Origin of the sequence: Synechococcus sp. R60.1, assembly GCF_047461835.1 — a bacterium.
In the GTDB taxonomy this organism is placed as follows: Bacteria; Cyanobacteriota; Cyanobacteriia; order Thermostichales; family Thermostichaceae; genus Thermostichus.
On record NZ_JANSIA010000012.1, the window covers coordinates 26197 to 41919 of the forward strand.

15 protein-coding genes are annotated in these 15723 nt (G+C 59.3%); 12 read left to right on the plus strand and 3 right to left on the minus strand.

Annotated elements, in window-relative coordinates; genetic code table 11:
• The first annotated feature begins 220 nt into the window (after positions 1-220).
• Complete coding sequence (locus NW834_RS03275; RefSeq protein ID WP_414419367.1) at positions 221-1873, plus strand: helix-turn-helix domain-containing protein; 1653 nt, start codon at positions 221-223, stop codon at positions 1871-1873.
• Between the two features lie 28 nt (positions 1874-1901).
• Here NW834_RS03275 and NW834_RS03280 read toward each other — a convergent pair whose 3' ends face one another.
• Positions 1902-2111, minus strand: coding sequence for a TOBE domain-containing protein (locus NW834_RS03280; protein ID WP_011430671.1), 210 nt, complete (start codon positions 2109-2111; stop codon positions 1902-1904).
• A gap of 255 nt (positions 2112-2366) precedes the next feature.
• Between NW834_RS03280 and modA the strand changes: the two genes are divergently transcribed.
• Together modA and modB are read left to right on the plus strand one after the other, a co-directional pair.
• Positions 2367-3128: a molybdate ABC transporter substrate-binding protein gene (modA, locus tag NW834_RS03285; protein ID WP_414416378.1), complete on the plus strand. Its 762-nt coding sequence runs from the start codon at positions 2367-2369 to the stop codon at positions 3126-3128.
• Between the two features lie 23 nt (positions 3129-3151).
• Entirely contained in the window at positions 3152-4939 is a 1788-nt protein-coding gene (gene modB / locus NW834_RS03290; RefSeq protein ID WP_414419368.1) for a molybdate ABC transporter permease subunit, read from the plus strand.
• A gap of 16 nt (positions 4940-4955) precedes the next feature.
• On the opposite strand, the gene cobJ is transcribed toward modB, so the two are convergent.
• Positions 4956-6875 carry a precorrin-3B C(17)-methyltransferase gene (gene cobJ, locus NW834_RS03295; protein ID WP_414419369.1) on the minus strand — a complete coding sequence of 640 codons (1920 nt, stop codon included), beginning with the start codon at positions 6873-6875 and terminating at the stop codon, positions 4956-4958.
• A 97-nt stretch (positions 6876-6972) separates the two neighbouring features.
• Here cobJ and NW834_RS03300 point away from each other — a divergent pair, with 97 nt between their 5' ends.
• The 4 genes from NW834_RS03300 to NW834_RS03315 are packed head-to-tail and all read left to right on the plus strand — an operon-like array spanning position 6973 to position 9318.
• Positions 6973-7632: a hypothetical protein gene (locus NW834_RS03300; protein WP_238376855.1), complete on the plus strand. Its 660-nt coding sequence runs from the start codon at positions 6973-6975 to the stop codon at positions 7630-7632.
• Positions 7633-7692: 60 nt separating this feature from the next.
• Positions 7693-8157 carry an FKBP-type peptidyl-prolyl cis-trans isomerase gene (locus NW834_RS03305; RefSeq protein WP_414413000.1) on the plus strand — a complete coding sequence of 155 codons (465 nt, stop codon included), beginning with the start codon at positions 7693-7695 and terminating at the stop codon, positions 8155-8157.
• A 44-nt stretch (positions 8158-8201) separates the two neighbouring features.
• Positions 8202-8828 carry a 5-formyltetrahydrofolate cyclo-ligase gene (locus tag NW834_RS03310; protein ID WP_414419370.1) on the plus strand — a complete coding sequence of 209 codons (627 nt, stop codon included), beginning with the start codon at positions 8202-8204 and terminating at the stop codon, positions 8826-8828.
• Between the two features lie 31 nt (positions 8829-8859).
• A complete protein-coding gene (locus tag NW834_RS03315; protein ID WP_414332474.1) occupies positions 8860-9318 on the plus strand; it encodes an FxLYD domain-containing protein in 459 nt (152 codons plus the stop codon).
• On the opposite strand, the gene NW834_RS03320 is transcribed toward NW834_RS03315, so the two are convergent.
• On the minus strand, positions 9226-10596 hold the full coding sequence (locus NW834_RS03320; RefSeq protein ID WP_414419371.1) for an amidohydrolase family protein: 1371 nt from the start codon (positions 10594-10596) through the stop codon (positions 9226-9228). The two genes, NW834_RS03315 and NW834_RS03320, sit on opposite strands and share 93 nt — an antisense overlap.
• A gap of 401 nt (positions 10597-10997) precedes the next feature.
• Between NW834_RS03320 and NW834_RS03325 the strand changes: the two genes are divergently transcribed.
• The 5 genes from NW834_RS03325 to NW834_RS03345 form a co-directional block, all read left to right on the plus strand.
• On the plus strand, positions 10998-12026 hold the full coding sequence (locus tag NW834_RS03325) for a BMP family protein (protein WP_414373920.1): 1029 nt from the start codon (positions 10998-11000) through the stop codon (positions 12024-12026).
• Positions 11998-13560: an ABC transporter ATP-binding protein gene (locus tag NW834_RS03330; protein ID WP_414419372.1), complete on the plus strand. Its 1563-nt coding sequence runs from the start codon at positions 11998-12000 to the stop codon at positions 13558-13560. Before NW834_RS03325 ends, NW834_RS03330 begins: the two co-directional genes overlap by 29 nt.
• Positions 13550-14599 carry an ABC transporter permease gene (locus NW834_RS03335; RefSeq protein WP_414419373.1) on the plus strand — a complete coding sequence of 350 codons (1050 nt, stop codon included), beginning with the start codon at positions 13550-13552 and terminating at the stop codon, positions 14597-14599. The genes NW834_RS03330 and NW834_RS03335 overlap by 11 nt, the downstream gene beginning before the upstream one ends.
• Positions 14600-14605: 6 nt before the next feature.
• Entirely contained in the window at positions 14606-15562 is a 957-nt protein-coding gene (locus NW834_RS03340) for an ABC transporter permease (RefSeq protein ID WP_414419374.1), read from the plus strand.
• A 66-nt stretch (positions 15563-15628) separates the two neighbouring features.
• Positions 15629-15723, plus strand: a 95-nt coding sequence (locus NW834_RS03345; RefSeq protein ID WP_414407202.1) for a dual OB domain-containing protein, incomplete at its 3' end; no start/stop codon positions are given.

Below are 15723 nucleotides of genomic sequence, written 5' to 3' on the forward strand. Positions count from 1 at the left end.
CCCTAGACCAAATCTCCCTGGCCTGCCGGGGATCTTTTGAGGTATCGTTCAATCCAGTTCACGAATTGAGCTTAGGAAACAGACCTTAAACTAAGGTCTCTCGCCGGGCTGCCACGGCTTTGCGAGGAAGGTCTCCATGGCCGGGTTTAGGGTTGCGCAGATGCGATAGCAGGCGTGAACAAAGGAGAGCTACAGGGAAACGCTATGGAGTTCGAGGGCTATGGCTTATCAAATCTCAGGGGATTGTATCGGTTGCCACGCTTGCGTAGATAGCTGTCCTACGAAAGCTATTGTTGTTCAGGATGGGGAATACTGGATTAATCCTCTGTTGTGCAATGACTGCGAAGGTTTCTTCCCAGAACCTCAGTGCGTTAGCCTGTGTCCCGGTTCTGCCCCGCAGCCTTATGAAGCCATGAAGGGGCGCAACCGCACGGTCACGGCCCGCATTCGCAGCAGTCCACCTCTATTTTTGAACGGCCATAGCCAGGCTTTTGCTTCGTCAATTGTGGTCTGGGAAGCTTGCAATTTCCTATCTCAATTTCAATCTCTCAATCTGCAAAAGCAGGGAGATAACCAGGTTTGCTATCAGAAATCTGTTGGCCACAACCAGGGATCTCTGACCCTAACTCTATGTTTGGACGGGATCCCACAAAGTGCTCCGATCGATGTGCGAACTGCCTGTTTGCATCTTATTTTTGCTGCCTATGCCGCCGGGTTGGATAGCCCCTGGAAGGAATCCTTTGTTTTCACCGACTCACAATTGGAGTCCTATTTGGGCTGGGATAAACGTAAAGATCTGAGCAAGATGACCCGTCTCCACCTGTTCATGACCTGGATAGAGCAGCTCTGTCGGATTCAAGTCTCCATCGATTGGCCGGATCAGGGGCGGGTGAAGGGGTTTTCGGTACCGGCTGGCCCTCTGTGGAGGCTGCTCAAGATGCATCGCCACTTTCAAAAAGATGAGCAGGGCTGCAACCATCTGGTGGGCCTGACTTGGGCGATTCAGCCCGGCGAATGGACACGGTACTTTCTCAATCGACAAGGGTGCCGCCAGGGGCAAGCCTTTTATCAGTACAGCAGCCTGCCCCTATCCCTGCTGCAGGCCGTGATGAGCCATTGGCAACACCATGAAGGAGCCATGCGCCTGCTGCTGTGGCTGTTGTTCAAAGTGAGGATGGGGCGGCAACAGCGTCTGACGGTGCCCACCCTGATGCGAGTGGCCTACGGGGAAGAGCGACTGCAGGAAGCTTATCTCAATCTCCAAGAACGCAAACGGCTGGTGCGCACCTTTGAAAGCGATCTGGAGGTTCTCAACCACTACGGCCTCAAGCCGGAGTTCGATCCCCTCACCTATCCTTCTTCCATTCAACCCCTGTGGGCTCGCCTGGAAGCTGTGCCCGAGGATGCGGACGAGGCATTGAACTTTTGGATTGAAGATGCCAACAACGGTGGCTTGCTGACGGCTGCCGGGCCGCGGGGCAAGTGGGGACTCTTGATGCAGGCTCGCATTCAACGATTTCATCTGCCCTCCGACTGGCATCGTCGAGTAGTTCAAGAAGCCAGATCCCCAACCCGAGAATCGGGATCTCGGCGGCAGCGTAGGGCAAAGTCTGCGCCTGTTGCAACAGACTCGGATCTCCCTGGCCCTCCCGAAAACCCAAAAGACTTCCCCTCAAGCAAAGCTTTGCGTGGAGCGGATATCTCGGCGGCACGCCAGCAAAAGGGAATCAGCCAGCGGGAATTGGCCCAGAGGCTGGGGCGCAGCCAGAGCTGGGTGCGGGATGTAGAGAATGGGCGGCTTCAGATCAGCCTAAACGATCGCCAGCGCCTTATCAAAGCCCTGTATTTGGATCCCAGGCAACAGCAAGTCTAGGCCAGTCACTCAATTTGCTAATCCACCACTAATCCACGGCGATGACCACATCTGAGGCTTTAATGGCAGCATACGCTTCTTTTCCAACTGCTATACCCAACCGTTCGGCAGAGTGCTTAGAAATAATGGCTGTTATTTCTATGCCCGGTGCAACTTCCAGAACAATTTCGGCATTGACCATGCCCACCTGGAAGCTTTTTACAGTTCCTTTAAAAAAGTTGCGAGTGCTGATTTGCATGACTTCTCCTTTGTTGAACAAGCAGAGCAACAGGGGTGTTGACCGAACTGAACAAGAGAGGAGCTTGCCGGATGGTCATTCAACACCGGTTTCAATACTATCAGATGCTTATCGTTGCCTCTGGGGATGAAGGGCTGCCAATAGTCTAGATTATGTATCTTAAAGATACAAACTGCAACCTCTAATGGTCAAAGTACCGAGCGATTGGTGGATTTTCCTGTTCTGAAAGTCGTCACGGGTCAAAGAAGAATGGCTATGAAACGAAGAACTGCAATGTTATTCCTGGGGATCCTGGCCGCTCTGGCTTTGAGGTGGGGGTCGGCTCCCGGCTTGGCGCAATCTCAGCCCATTTTGGTGGGGGCTGCGGTGAGCTTGCAACCGGCTTTAACGGAAATCGACCGGTTGTTCACCGCCCGCTATCCCGACATCAAGGTTGAGTACAACTTCGCCAATTCCGGCTCTCTCCAGCAACAGGTGGAGCAGGGGGCTCCTTTGGACGTGGTATTTTTCGCAGCCGCCTCTTTTATGGACGCCCTTGCCAAGCAAAACCTGCTGGTGGAGGGATCCCGGCGAGATCTTCTCAGCAACCGCATGGCTTTAATTGTGCCTGCCAATGCCAGAACCAAGGTTCAGGATTTTGCCGACTTGGTGGCGGAAGAGATCCGGGTTCTGTCCATTGGGGATCTGCAGGCCATGCCCGCCGGACGCTATGCCCAGGAAATTCTCACCGAGGCGGGGGTGTTTGAGACGCTGCGGCCCAAGATGGTGTTTGCCAGCACGGTGCGGGAAATTTTGACGGCGGTGGAGCAGGGCAATGCTGACGCTGGGATCCTGTTTACCTCGGATGCTCAGCTTTCAAATCGGGTGCGAGTAGTGGCTACGGCGGATCCCATTACGCCAATTATCTACCCGGTGGCATTGGTGCGCGATACTCCCGCCGGACAGTCTTACTTGGAGTTTTTAACCTCAGAAGAAGCAGCAGAGGTGTTTGTGAAGTACGGCTTTATCCGCCTGTAAGGGATCCCTCTGCAATTGCCCAGATGAGCGACTACGACCTGTCTCCGCTGTGGATCTCGTTGCGGATTGCCAGCTTAGCCACAGCTATCACCTTTGGGGTGGGGACGCTGGCAGCTTATGGGATGTTGCACTACCGAGGTCGGTGGCGCTCTCTCCTCGAGGCCATCTTATTGGCGCCGCTGGTGTTGCCGCCCACCATGGTGGGCTTCCTGTTGCTGCTGCTGTTTGGCCGGCGAACCCTTCTGGGACAACTTTTGGCCTCGCTGAACTTGTCGGTCATCTTCACCTGGTATGCCGGGGTGATCACGGCAGCGGTGGTGGCCCTGCCCCTGATGTACCGCACGGCCCTGGGAGCTTTCCAGCAGATCGACCCGACGCTGGTGGCGGCAGCCCGCACGCTGGGGGCAAGTAGGGCCAAGATTTTTACGCGGGTGCTGATCCCACTGGCCTTGCCGGGGATCCTAGCGGGGGTTACCCTCAGTTTTGCTCGCGCTCTGGGGGAGTTTGGCGCCACCTTGATGCTGGCAGGCAACATCCCAGGCCGCACGCAAACCCTGTCCATGGCCATCTTCTTTGCCGTTCAGGCGGGGGATATGCGGGGGGCGGCCATCAGCTCGGCCCTGGTCTTGGGGTTGTCCTTGGGGGTGATGACGGCAGTTAACCTTTGGTTTCAGCGACAGCCTCTGCAGCAGCTTCCCCCTCGCCCCCTGCGGGTTCTGGCCAGAAGGGATCCGGATTTCTCAACTCCGGCCCCTCGCCTCTGGGTAGACATTGACAAGAAGCTGCCCCAATTTGAGCTGCAGGCGCAACTGAGCTGCGACGGGCGACCCCTGGGCTTGCTGGGGGCCTCTGGATCCGGCAAAAGCCTGCTTTTGCGCTGCATTGCCGGAATTGAAACCCCGGATGGGGGGCGCATTTTGCTCAACGAGCGGGCCCTGTTCGACGCCGAACAGGGGATCCGGCTGCCCCCCGCTCAGCGACGGGTGGGGGTGATCTTCCAAAACTACGCTCTGTTTCCCCACCTCACCGTTGCCCAGAACATTGCCTTTGGGATCCCTGCGGGCTTGAGCGAAGCGGAAAAACAAGAGCGGATCCAGGCCCAGCTGCGGTTGGTTAAGCTGAAGGGCTGGGAAAACCGCTATCCCACGGAGCTCTCCGGAGGACAGCAGCAGCGGGTGGCCTTGGCGCGAGCCTTGGCTTCTGAGCCGGAGATCTTGCTGCTGGATGAGCCTTTTTCTGCTTTGGATGCCCACCTGCGCAGCCATCTGGAGCAGGAGATGGGGGAGATCCTAGCCGACTACAAGGGAGTCACGCTTTTGGTAACCCACAACATCGAGGAAGCCTTCCGCCTCTGCGGGGATCTGGCTGTAATGGAGCAGGGGCGAATCATTGCCCAGGGGGACAAGCGTCAGCTATTTGAGGCTCCCCCCTGCCTTAGTGTGGCGCAACTGACGGGTTGCAAAAACATCTCGCGGGCCAAGCTCCTGGGCCCTCAACGGGTGCTGGCCTTGGATTGGGGCTGTGAGCTGCAGGTACAGGGATCCCCAGCGGGAGAATACATCGCCATCCGCGCCCACCACCTCACCTTCCGGCCCGACGGGAAGCTGCCCAACACGTTTCCCGCTTGGCTGGTGAAGTGGAGCGAGACCCCCCACCGGCTGACCCTCTTCTTTAAGCTGGGCAGCCCTCCTGCCCACCGCCAGGACTATCACCTGCAAGCTGAGGTGTGGCGGGAGCGCTGGCGCGAGGTGGAGACTTGGGGATCCCCCTGGTGGCTGCAGTTGGATCCCCGGCATCTGAGGGTGTTTTGAGTCTGGAGCCCAGGAGTCAGGTGGGCTCGCCCAAGCGGTAGCCCCGCGGGGTAATCAGCCGCTCCCCATGGCGAAAGGTCTGGGAGTTGCCGATAAAGACCAGGGTGAGCATGTCCACCTGCTCTGGATCCAGCTCCCCTAGGGTGGTGAGGTGGAGGGTTTCGCCGGGGCGGTAGAGGTTGCGGGCCAAAGCCACGGGGGTATGGGCGGGTCGGGCCTGCAGAAAGATCTGTAGAGCCTTGAAGAAGGGATCCAGCCGCTGCCGCGAGCGGGGGTTGTAGAGGGCCACCACAAAATCGGCAGCTGCAGCCGCCTGCAGGCGTTTTGCAATCACTGGCCAGGGGGTAAGCAGATCCGAGAGGGAAATGGCGCAGAAGTCGTGCATCAGCGGAGCCCCCAGCCGGGCAGCAGCCGCCTGGAAGGCAGAGATCCCCGGCAGCACCTCCAGAGAAGGGCGGATCCCATCCCAGCCAGAGCGGACCAAGCACTCCAGCACCAAGCCCGCCATGCCGTAAATGCCGGCATCCCCCGAAGAAATCACCGCCACCTTCAGCCCCTGCTGCGCCCAAGCAATCGCCCGTTCGGCTCGCTGCAGCTCTTGGGTAATGGGAGAGGCCTCCCAAATTTGGCCGGGGTGCAAAAGGGGGGCCACCAAGTCTAGATAAAGCTGGTAGCCAATCACCACCTCAGCTTGGGCTAAAGCCAGGCGGGCGGCCAAGGTCAATTGAGCGGGATCGCCGGGGCCGGTGCCAATAAGCCACAGATGGCCACTGCGAGGGGAATACTCCTGCGCCGCGCGGGCAATGGCCAGGGTGCAGGCCCCTTCGGTTTCTGACGTGAAGACCTGCTTGGGGCAGAGGAGGGTTGCTCCCCCAAAGGGCTCTACCTTCTCCGCAACACAGGATGGCCTCTCAGGAACCTTGTCACCTCTTCCCCAAGTCTGACAAGTCTGAGCTGCCAAGAGGGCAGCCGCCTCCGCTACCGAGGGAGTGCCCACCGCCTGCCGAACGGCCTCCGAAGGGTGGGGCACTGGGATCCCAGCCAAAGCCTCTGCCGGGAAAAACTCAATGGGCCAGCCGTGGGCCTGAGCCAGCTCCAAAAGACCCGGCTCGTCTTGCTTGAGCTCTAGGGTGGCCAGGCCGGCAATGGCCTCGAACGCCAGCCCCTGGGCCTGCAGCAGGCGGCGCAGGGATCCCTCTAGCCAAGCGCGGGTGGTGCCCCGCTCGCAGCCCACCCCCACCCACAGCACCCGCGGATGCCAGTGCACTGTTGGGATCCCCGTGGGAGGGGAGAGGTATTCCCCAATCCAGATCTGGGCAACGGGATGGGGAGGAGAGGAGGCCACTAGGGGATGATCTGCCGGCCAAGCTTGTCGCCAAAGCCGCGTGCCGCAGGTCTGGTGAACGGCCACCGGCTCTCCCCGCGTCAAGGCGGCTGCCACCCCGTTCCAATCTCCAGCGCCCCGCCGCCAGCCGTAGGGATCCCCCAGCAAATCCAAAGGCGGGATCCCCAGCCCCTCGGAAGCAGAGGTGAGAACCGGCTGGGCTCCCAAGGTAGCGGCCACCTGCCGCGCCAGGGCATCGGCCCCCCCCACATGTCCCCCGCACAGGCTAATAGCCCAGCGACCGGCTTCGTCCACCACCACCACCGCCGGATCCCGCTGCTTGTCCTGCAAGAGGGGGGCAATGAGCCGCACCACCGACCCTGCGGCCAAGATGAAGAGACAGCCCTGCACCTGGGGCCAGGTTTGGGCAACGGCTTCTGCTAGGGAGCCTGGCGCTGTGGGATCCTTGGGATCCCCGTAAGCCTGCCAGGGGGAGGGCAGCCCCTGCGGTTCAGCTTTGCTCCAGCAGATGACCTCCTTGCCTAGGAGGGGGATCAGGGAGTCGGCCAACCAGCGGGCGCGCGGGCTGGGGGCAAACAGAGCAAGCTTCATCGAGCGTGGGCCAAGGCCAGGATTCTCCCCGGATCCTATACTGGACATAGAGCCACCCGCGAAGGGACAAGTGCCGATGGTCATCCCACCTGGACTGATGCTGCCCCTAATCCCCCTGGAGGTTTTGCTCTCCACGAAGGGGCTGATGTTTTTGCTGCTATCGGCCTATGGGGGGGCCATGTGGACATTCTTAAGCGGCGCTCCCCGTGTCCACACCATCATCGTGCCGGACTTGGAGCAGGCCAGAGGGTTTTACGAGAAGGTGTTGAAACTGCCGGAAGCGGAGCTGCCCCTGCAGTACTACTACGGCTACGAGCAAAGCATGGTCGGCTACAGCCTAGGATCCGCTTACTTTCCAGGGGATATTGGCCTCAGTCCCCGCTTCGATGCCAAAGCCCGTCCCACCTCTGGGCCCACCCAATTGGATACCCCCGGACTTTGGTACCAACTCTCCGACAATGTTCAATTGCACGTGATCCCTGGCTCTACAGATCCCTATGCGGGGTCCGGTTCCTACGGCAACGCCTCTAGGCCTAGCTCCTCATCTGCTTCTGCTTACGGGACTGTACCGGCAGCGGGCCGCAGCAGCGGCGTTCGCTATCGCCATGTCAGCTATGAGCGGGAGTCCCTTAAGGCCCTTCTGAAGCGAATCAACAAACAAGGGATCCGCAACAGCATTCGCTCCGAGAAACCCTTTGTCTTTTGGGTGCGGGATCACCAGGGTCAGATCATCGAATTTGCCGAACTGAAAGGCTAGCGGGATCCCCTAAGATTGTTAAAGGAAAGCCAAAAGTCGGCGGTGGGGAGACGCCAACGGATGAAACGGGTGCTGCTGTTGGTGCTGTGTTTGCTGTGGCTCGGGGTGTGGGGCGGCCAGCCGGCCGTGGCTCTGTCGCGGGCCAAAGACAATCCGGTGGTGAGCGTGCAATCCCCAGCCAAGGACTTCATCACCACCGAGTCGGGATTGCAATACTACGACATCACTCAAGGCAGTGGGCCTTCGCCTCAGCCGGGGCAAACGGTGGTGGTGAACTACGTGGGCAAACTACAGGATGGCACCATCTTCGATAGCTCCTACAGGCGCAATCAGTCTTTTATCTTCACCTACGGAGTAGGCCAAGTCATCCGCGGTTGGGAGGAAGGGCTGGCCACCATGCGAGTGGGGGGCAAGCGCTACTTGCGCATTCCGCCGGAGTTGGCCTATGGCAGCCGCGGCGCCGGCGGCGTGATCCCCCCCAACGCCACCTTGGATTTTGAAGTGGAGCTCCTGGCCATCCAGTAGATTCAGATCTTGCAGAGACCGAATATCCAAGCGGCATTGGGCTTGTGCAGGAACTCCCTTCCCCGGAACTGTCTTCTTCTTGGCGGCCCAGTTCTCTGGCAGCAGATCCTGCCCTAGAAAAAGCTCGCCTGCGCCAGCACTTTCGCCAGCTACGGCAGAGGTTGGACAGATCCCTTATCAGCCAGAAGATCGTGGCTCATTTGGCCTCTTGCCCCCAACTTTTGGCCGCCAAAACCATCCTGGCCTATGTGGCCTTCGGCTCCGAGGTGGACTTGGGATCCCTGTTTGCCATTTTTCCAGAGAAGCAGTGGGGGATCCCCCGTTGTCTGCCGCGGCGGCAAATGCAGTGGCACCGCTACCAGCCGGCTGAGCTTGTCCCCAACTGCTGGGGCTTGCTGGAGCCTTCTCCCGGCAGCACAGTTATCGACCCTGGCAAGGCGGATTTGATCCTGGTGCCTGCCCTGGCCTGCGATCGTTGGGGAAGGCGTTTGGGCTATGGCGGCGGCTATTACGACCGCTTTTTGGCCGCTTTGCCGGATCCCAGTGTGCCCAAGTGGGGCATTGTCCCCCAAGCCTGCCTACTGGAGCAGCCTCTACCTCAGGATCCTTGGGATCAGCGCCTGGATGGGATCCAAACCGAGGAGAGGTTCTACGAGACGGGGATCCCCTAGACTAAAGAGGGTGGGCCTTGGAGGAAAAACGATGAGCCAAGTTTGGAAGCCGGCGCAGTGGCTAACCCAAAAGCTGCGTCTTGTCTGCATGAGCTTTGGCTGTGTGGCATTGGCGGTGCTCTTGATGGGCTTTGGGGCGATCCCCCTGCAACTGAAGGATCTCCACGTCACCCCCTGTCCCGATACCCCCGAATACACCAACCTGGTGACCAGCAACGGCAACCCCATACCGGCCAGGTGCCTGTTCGTCGAAGGCACAGTGGTCAACCGCTCCAAAAATACCCTGCTGAACGCGGATGTCTTCGGTCGGCTTTACGATGCCAACGGCAACGAGGTTCTGCCGGAGCGTACCCGCCTGGGGGCCATTGCAGAAGTTCCTCCCGGCGAGAGCCCTTTTTCAATTCGCATCTCGGTGCCCATAACCAGCCCCCTGCCCCTCACCCTGGAGCAATTCAAGGCCAGCGGCTTCAGCGGTACCGTGCGCCGATGAGGTCCAAAGCTGGCGGCTGAACTCCACCTGGGTGGGGCGCTCAGGCAAATGGAGCTGGGCAACCACAGGCGGGGTTTGGGCGATCAGCCGGCCCCGGCGGAAGACATACAGGCAAGCCGGTTTCAGGCGAATGGCTTCGACGGCATCAGCAGCCTGGAGCACCACCAGATCGGCATAGCAACCGGGTTCTAGGCCGTAGCCTTCCAACCCCAGAATGCGGGCCGGATTCTCCGTAACCGCCAAGAAACACTGGCGCATCTGCTCATAGCCTGTCAGGTGGGCGGCGTGGATGGCCATGTGGGCCACCTCCAGCATGTTGCCGCTGCCCAAAGGGTACCAGGGATCCATCACGCAATCCTGGCCAAAGGCTACCGTCAAGCCTGCGGCCATCAGCTCGGGCACCCGGGTCAGCCCCCGCCGCTTGGGGTAGGTGTCGTGGCGCCCCTGCAGCACTAGGTTTACCAGCGGGTTGGCGATCACCCCCAGCTCTGCCTCGGCCATCAGGGGGATCAGTTTGCTGACGTAGTAGTTGTCCATCGAGTGCATGGAAGTTAGATGGGATCCGGCTACCCGCCCCTGCAAGCCCAGCCGCAGCGTTTCGTAGGCCAAGGTTTCCACATGGCGCGAAAGCGGATCGTCCGTCTCGTCGCAGTGCAGATCCACCCGCAGGCCGCGCGCCGCAGCAATCTCGCACAGGGCCCGCACCGAAGCTGCTCCCTCGGCCATCGTCCGCTCGAAGTGGGGGATCCCGCCCACCACCTCCACCCCCAAATCCAGAGCCTTCTCCAGAAGCTGCACCGCCCCTGGCGAGCGATAGTAGCCATCCTGGGGAAAAGCCACCAGTTGCAAATCCAAGTAGGGAGCCACTTTTTGCTTGACTTCCAGCAGCGCCCGCACCGCCAACAGCTTGGGATCGCACACATCCACATGGGTGCGGATGGCCAGGATCCCACGCGCCACCGCCCAGTCGCAATAGGTCAAGGCCCGCTCCATCACCGCCTCGGGGGTCAACAGCGGCTTCAACTCCCCCCAGAGGGCGATCCCTTCTAGCAAGGTGCCCGACTGGTTGATGCGCGGGATCCCATAGGTGAGGGTGGCATCCATGTGAAAGTGGGCATCCACGAAGGGGGGCGACACCAAGCGGTTGCTGACATCAATTTCTTGGGGGGCAGTGGCTTGTAAGTTGCTTTCCAGAGCCACAATGCGATCCCCCTGGATACCGATATCGATTCCCTTGCGGCCATCCGGCAAATTGGCCCGGCGCAAAATGAGATCCATATGTTGTGGCTATTTGTTTGAACTTAGGATGGAAAGAAGCAACTACAGTTGACTGAATGATAGGCCAAATCAGATAAAGATGTCTTAAATTACCTCAAAGCCCGAATTTAGGAAACCAGTTGATTGGGTTATTGCTCACTTTATAAAAGAGGGCTGTAGTCCCCAACAGCATCCGGTTGTGCAAGATATCAACCAAGTAGTCAGAGGGATAATCTATCGAGAGCTGATTTGAGAGGACTTGGCCCTTACATCCATTCCAACCGTCAGCGAAACTTCGTTGTCCATTACAAACAAGCTCCTTCTCAAAAAATTGTATTTCAGGATACATATTTTCAGGGATCCCCCCCTTAGGATAAGCCGAGCAGTAACCCGATCTCGAAGTAACTTCAACAGAAGCGACTATGGCACGTTTAGAACTCTCCCGGCGGGACTTCTGCCTGCGTTCTGGGGCTTTCGTGGCTGGCTTGATGGGGAGCCGCTGGTTGGTTCGCGATGCCGCGGTGGCTCAAGGAACCAAGCTGAAGGTGGCCGGGGTTTATACGGTTCCCATTGAGCAGCAGTGGGTGAGCCGGATCCATAAAGCCTTGATGACCGCCCAGAAGCGGGGGGATATTGACTATACCTGGTCAGAGTCAGTTTCCAACACCGACTACCCACGGGTGCTGCGTCAGTATGCCGAGAGCGGCGTCCAACTGCTGGTGGGTGAGGTCTTTGGGGTGGAGCGGGAAGCGCGGGAGGTGGCCAAAGACTATCCTAGGGTCAGCTTTTTGATGGGATCCAGCCTCAAGCCGGATCCTGCCCTGAGCAATTTTGCCGTGTTTGACAACTACATCCACGAGCCTTCCTATCTGACGGGAATGGTGGCCGGGGGGCTGACGCGCTCCAAAATTATCGGCATGGTGGGGGGCTATCCCATTCCAGAGGTGAACCGCCTCATGAATGCTTTTATGGCAGGGGCGAGGGAACTGCAGCCGGAGGTGAAGTTTTTGGTCACCTTTATCGGCAGTTGGTTTGATCCCCCCAAAGCCAAAGAGGCGGCTTTTGCCCAAATTGATGCCGGGGCGGATATTCTCTATGCGGAGCGCTTTGGGGTCTCTGATGCTGCTAAGGAGCGGAAGATGTTGGCCATTGGCAATGTGATTGATACCCAGCCGGACTACCCAGAAACGGTGGTGGTCAGCGCCCTGTGGCACATGGAACCCACCATCGACAGAGCCATTGCCGCGGTGAAGGCCGGAGAGTTTAAGGCAGAGGACTACGGGATCTACAGCATGATGAAATATGGGGGATCCAGCCTCTCCGACTGGGGAACCTTCGCCGACAAGGTTCCGGCTGAACTGAAAGCTAAGGTGATGCAGAGGCAGGCAGAGATTCTGGCAGGGTCTTTTGTTGTAGCCATCGATGACAGCGAACCCAAGTCCACCCTCTGACGCGCCTTTGGCTCTGAAGGTGGTGGGCATCACCAAGCGCTTTGGCGCTCTGCTGGCCAACGACCAGATTGATCTTGAGCTGCGGGCCGGGGAGATTCTGGCCATCTTGGGGGAAAATGGGGCGGGCAAAACGACACTGATGAACATCCTGTTTGGGCACTATGTTCCCGATCAGGGTCAGGTGTGGGTGTTTGGTCGGCCCCTCAAGCTGGGATCCCCGGCGGCTGCCCTGGCGGCGGGGATAGGCATGGTGCATCAGCATGTGGTCTTGGCCGATAATCTGTCGGTGCTGGACAACATTCTGCTGGGCACTCAGCCCCTGTGGCACCTATGGTCTCGGCGGCGAGAGGGACGGCAGCGCATCCAAAAGCTAGCTGAGGAATTGGGGTTGGCCGTGGATCCCGATGCCCTGGTGGGATCCCTGACCTTGGGGGAGCGGCAGCGGGTGGAGATCCTCAAGGTGCTGTATCGAGGGGCGCAGATCCTGATTTTGGATGAGCCTACGGCGGTGTTAACCCCACCGGAAATTGAGCCGTTTTTTCACACCCTACGGCAGATGGCCGGTCGCGGACTGGGGATCCTGCTGATTTCCCACAAGCTCCAGGAGGTGATGCGCATCAGTGACCGGGTGATGGTGCTGCGCTCAGGGCGGGTGGTGATGGCGGGCAAGACGGCTGAGATCCATCCCACAGCTCTGGCGGAAGCGATGGTGGGGCAGCGGTTGGCGGCGGTGGTCAAAGCCCCTTTGTCTCCGGGGGAGACGGTCTTAGAGTTGCAGCAGGTCTCCTGTCGGGTGGGGCAGCAGCATCTGGAGCAGGTTTCTTTGACGGTGCGGCGTCACGAAATCGTGGGTATTGCTGGGGTGGCGGGCAATGGGCAATCCGTCCTGGCAGATCTGATCTGCGGGGTGATCCGGCCCCACCAAGGTCATCTGCATCTGTATGGCCGAGTCCTGCGGCTGATCTCTCCTGCTGAGATGGTGCGGCAAGGCATGGCTCGGATCCCGGAAGACCGCCACAAGACCGGACTGATCGGTTCCCTTAGCCTGTGGGAGAATTGGGTGATCGAGCGCTATCGGGATCCCGAATTCTCGCGGTGGGGGATCCTGCGTCACCGCCAAATCTATCAGCAGGCCCACACCTGGCTACAGACCTACGATGTGCGGGGGCTCCAGAGGGGGGATCCCTGGCGGGCGCTCCAGATGCCGGTGCAACTGCTGTCCGGCGGAAACATGCAAAAAGTGATCCTCTCGCGGGAGCTGTGTCGGGATCCCCAGGTGATTGTGGCTCACCAACCGACGCGGGGACTGGATCTGGGGGCTGTGGCTTACGTGCATGCCCAACTGCTGGCAGCAGCCCGGGCTGGAGCCGGGATCCTGCTCATTTCTGAAGACTTGGATGAATTGCTGAGTTTGGCCGATCGGGTGGCGGTGCTCTATCGCGGTCGGCTTTCCTCGGCAGTCCCGACCCAAACCACAACGGTGACCGCCTTGGGGTTGCGTATGGCCGGGCAGGAGGTGGCCGATGCGTGTTGAACCTCGTTCCACTGTGCCCCTTTGGCTGATCCTGAGTGCGCCGATGGCAGCCATTGTCCTGGCTTTCCTCTCCTGTAGCCTGCTGATCCTGTGGACGGGATCCCCAGTTTTGGCAGCCTATGGAGCTTTGCTGCGGGGAGCGGTGGGATCCCCCTTTGCCCTAAGCGAGACCTTGACTCGGGCCGTTCCCCTGATCCTGACGGGATTGGCGGTGGCGGTGTGTTTTCGGGCCAAGTTGTGGAACATCGGTGCAGAAGGCCAGTTTTATGGTGGGGCTCTGGCTGCCAGCCTCTTGGGCACCGCTGGGCTTTCGCTGCCGCGCCCGTGGTTGGTGCTGGTGCTGCTGCTGGCGGGCTGGATTGCCGGAGGGCTGTTGCTGTGGATCCCGGCCTGGCTCAAAACCCAGTTCCAGGTGGACGAAGTGGTGACCACCTTGCTGCTCAATTTTGTCATTCTTCTTGGGATCAGCTATCTCCTGGAAGGCCCCCTCAAAGATCCTCTGGCTCTGGGTTGGCCCCAAGGTCGTGCCCTGGCGGAGAGTGCTCTTCTGCCGCGGCTGATTCCCCGCAGTCGTCTCCACGCTGGTTTAATCATCGCCCTGCTTGCTGCCTTGGGGGTGTGGGGGCTGGAGCAGTTCACCGTTTGGGGCTTAGAAATGCGAGCCGTAGGCGCCAACCCAGAAGCGGCCAGGTTCCTCGGCATCCCAGTCCGGAGAGTTATTTTATATACCTCATTGTTGGGAGGTGGGCTGGCAGGCTTGGCGGGAGCTTGTGAACTCCTCGGGCTCAAGGGCTATCTCACCTTGGATTTATCCCCTGGCTTTGGCTACACCGGCATCGTCGTTGCCCTGTTGGCCCAACTGCATCCCTTGGGGGTGGTGGGGGCGGCGGTCTTCATCGCCGGAGTTTATGTAGGGGCGGATACCATGGGGCGTAGCTTGGGCGTTCCCACCTATCTTGCCGATGTCATTGTTGCTGCTGCCCTGCTGTGGATGTTGGTCTGCATGGGGTTGGCCCGTTATCGTCTGCGCTGGGACTGAGCACCCATGTCTGCACTCCTGAGCTTAATCAGCTTAATCAGCACCACCAGCTTTTGGGTGGCCACCCTGCGCATTGCCACTCCCTTACTCTTGGGCACTTTGGGCGAAGTCCTCTGTGAGCGGGCCGGCGTTCTCAATTTGGGCATCGAAGGGATCATGACCCTGGGGGCCATGACCGGTTGGCTGGTGGTCTATCAGGGATCCGGATTGTGGTGGGGCGTAGCCTTTGCTGCCGTCCTCGGTGCCGGCGTGGGCTTGATTCATAGCCTGTTGACCGTCCGCCTTGGAGTTTCCCAGCACGTCACCGGCATCGGCATTACCCTCTTGACCATTAATGCTGCTTATTTTGTTTATCGCATGGCCCTGCCCCAGGTCACCTCTCCCCCCAAAATCGTCCCCTTCAGTCCTTGGCCGATCCCGGGTCTCTCCAGCCTGCCCTTTCTGGGAGAAACCCTGTTTACCCAGCCGCCCCTCACCTACCTCAGCCTTCTCCTGGTGCCCCTCATGGCCTACATCCTCTACCGAACTCCGCTGGGCCTGGCCGTGCGCATGGTTGGAGAAAATCCCCAGGCTGCCGCTTCCCAGGGGATCCCGGTCTATGCCGTTCGTACCGGAGCGGTGATGGTGGGCAGCGCTCTTATGGCCGTGGCCGGTGCTTTTTTAACCCTCTCTGCGTTCGATGCGTTTTTCTTCAATATCGTCAATGGGCGGGGGTGGATTTGCATTGCTCTGGTGGTTTTTGCCGCTTGGGATCCGTGGCGAGCCTTAGGAGGAGCGTTGCTGTTTGCCGGGTTTGATGCTTTGCAATTGCGCCTTCAGCAGCTTTGGGGTAGCCGGATCCCCTATCAGTTTTTCTTAATGTTGCCCTATCTGCTCAGTATTGTGGCGTTGATTTTGGTCTCTCGCCATGCCAAAGCGCCCCGCGCCCTTTTGATCCCCTTTCGCCCTGAAGAACGGATTTGACTACTGGACTTTCAAGAAGCCGAAAATTACTCCTATTGAGCCTTTGCCCTTGCCCCAGAAGCCTGTATGTCTTACGTCAAGACGATTGTCTGTTTCGCCAACTCCAGAAAAATGGCCGGTCGCTGTATTGCCGGCAAGGAATGGCAGAACGGAGAGCCAGG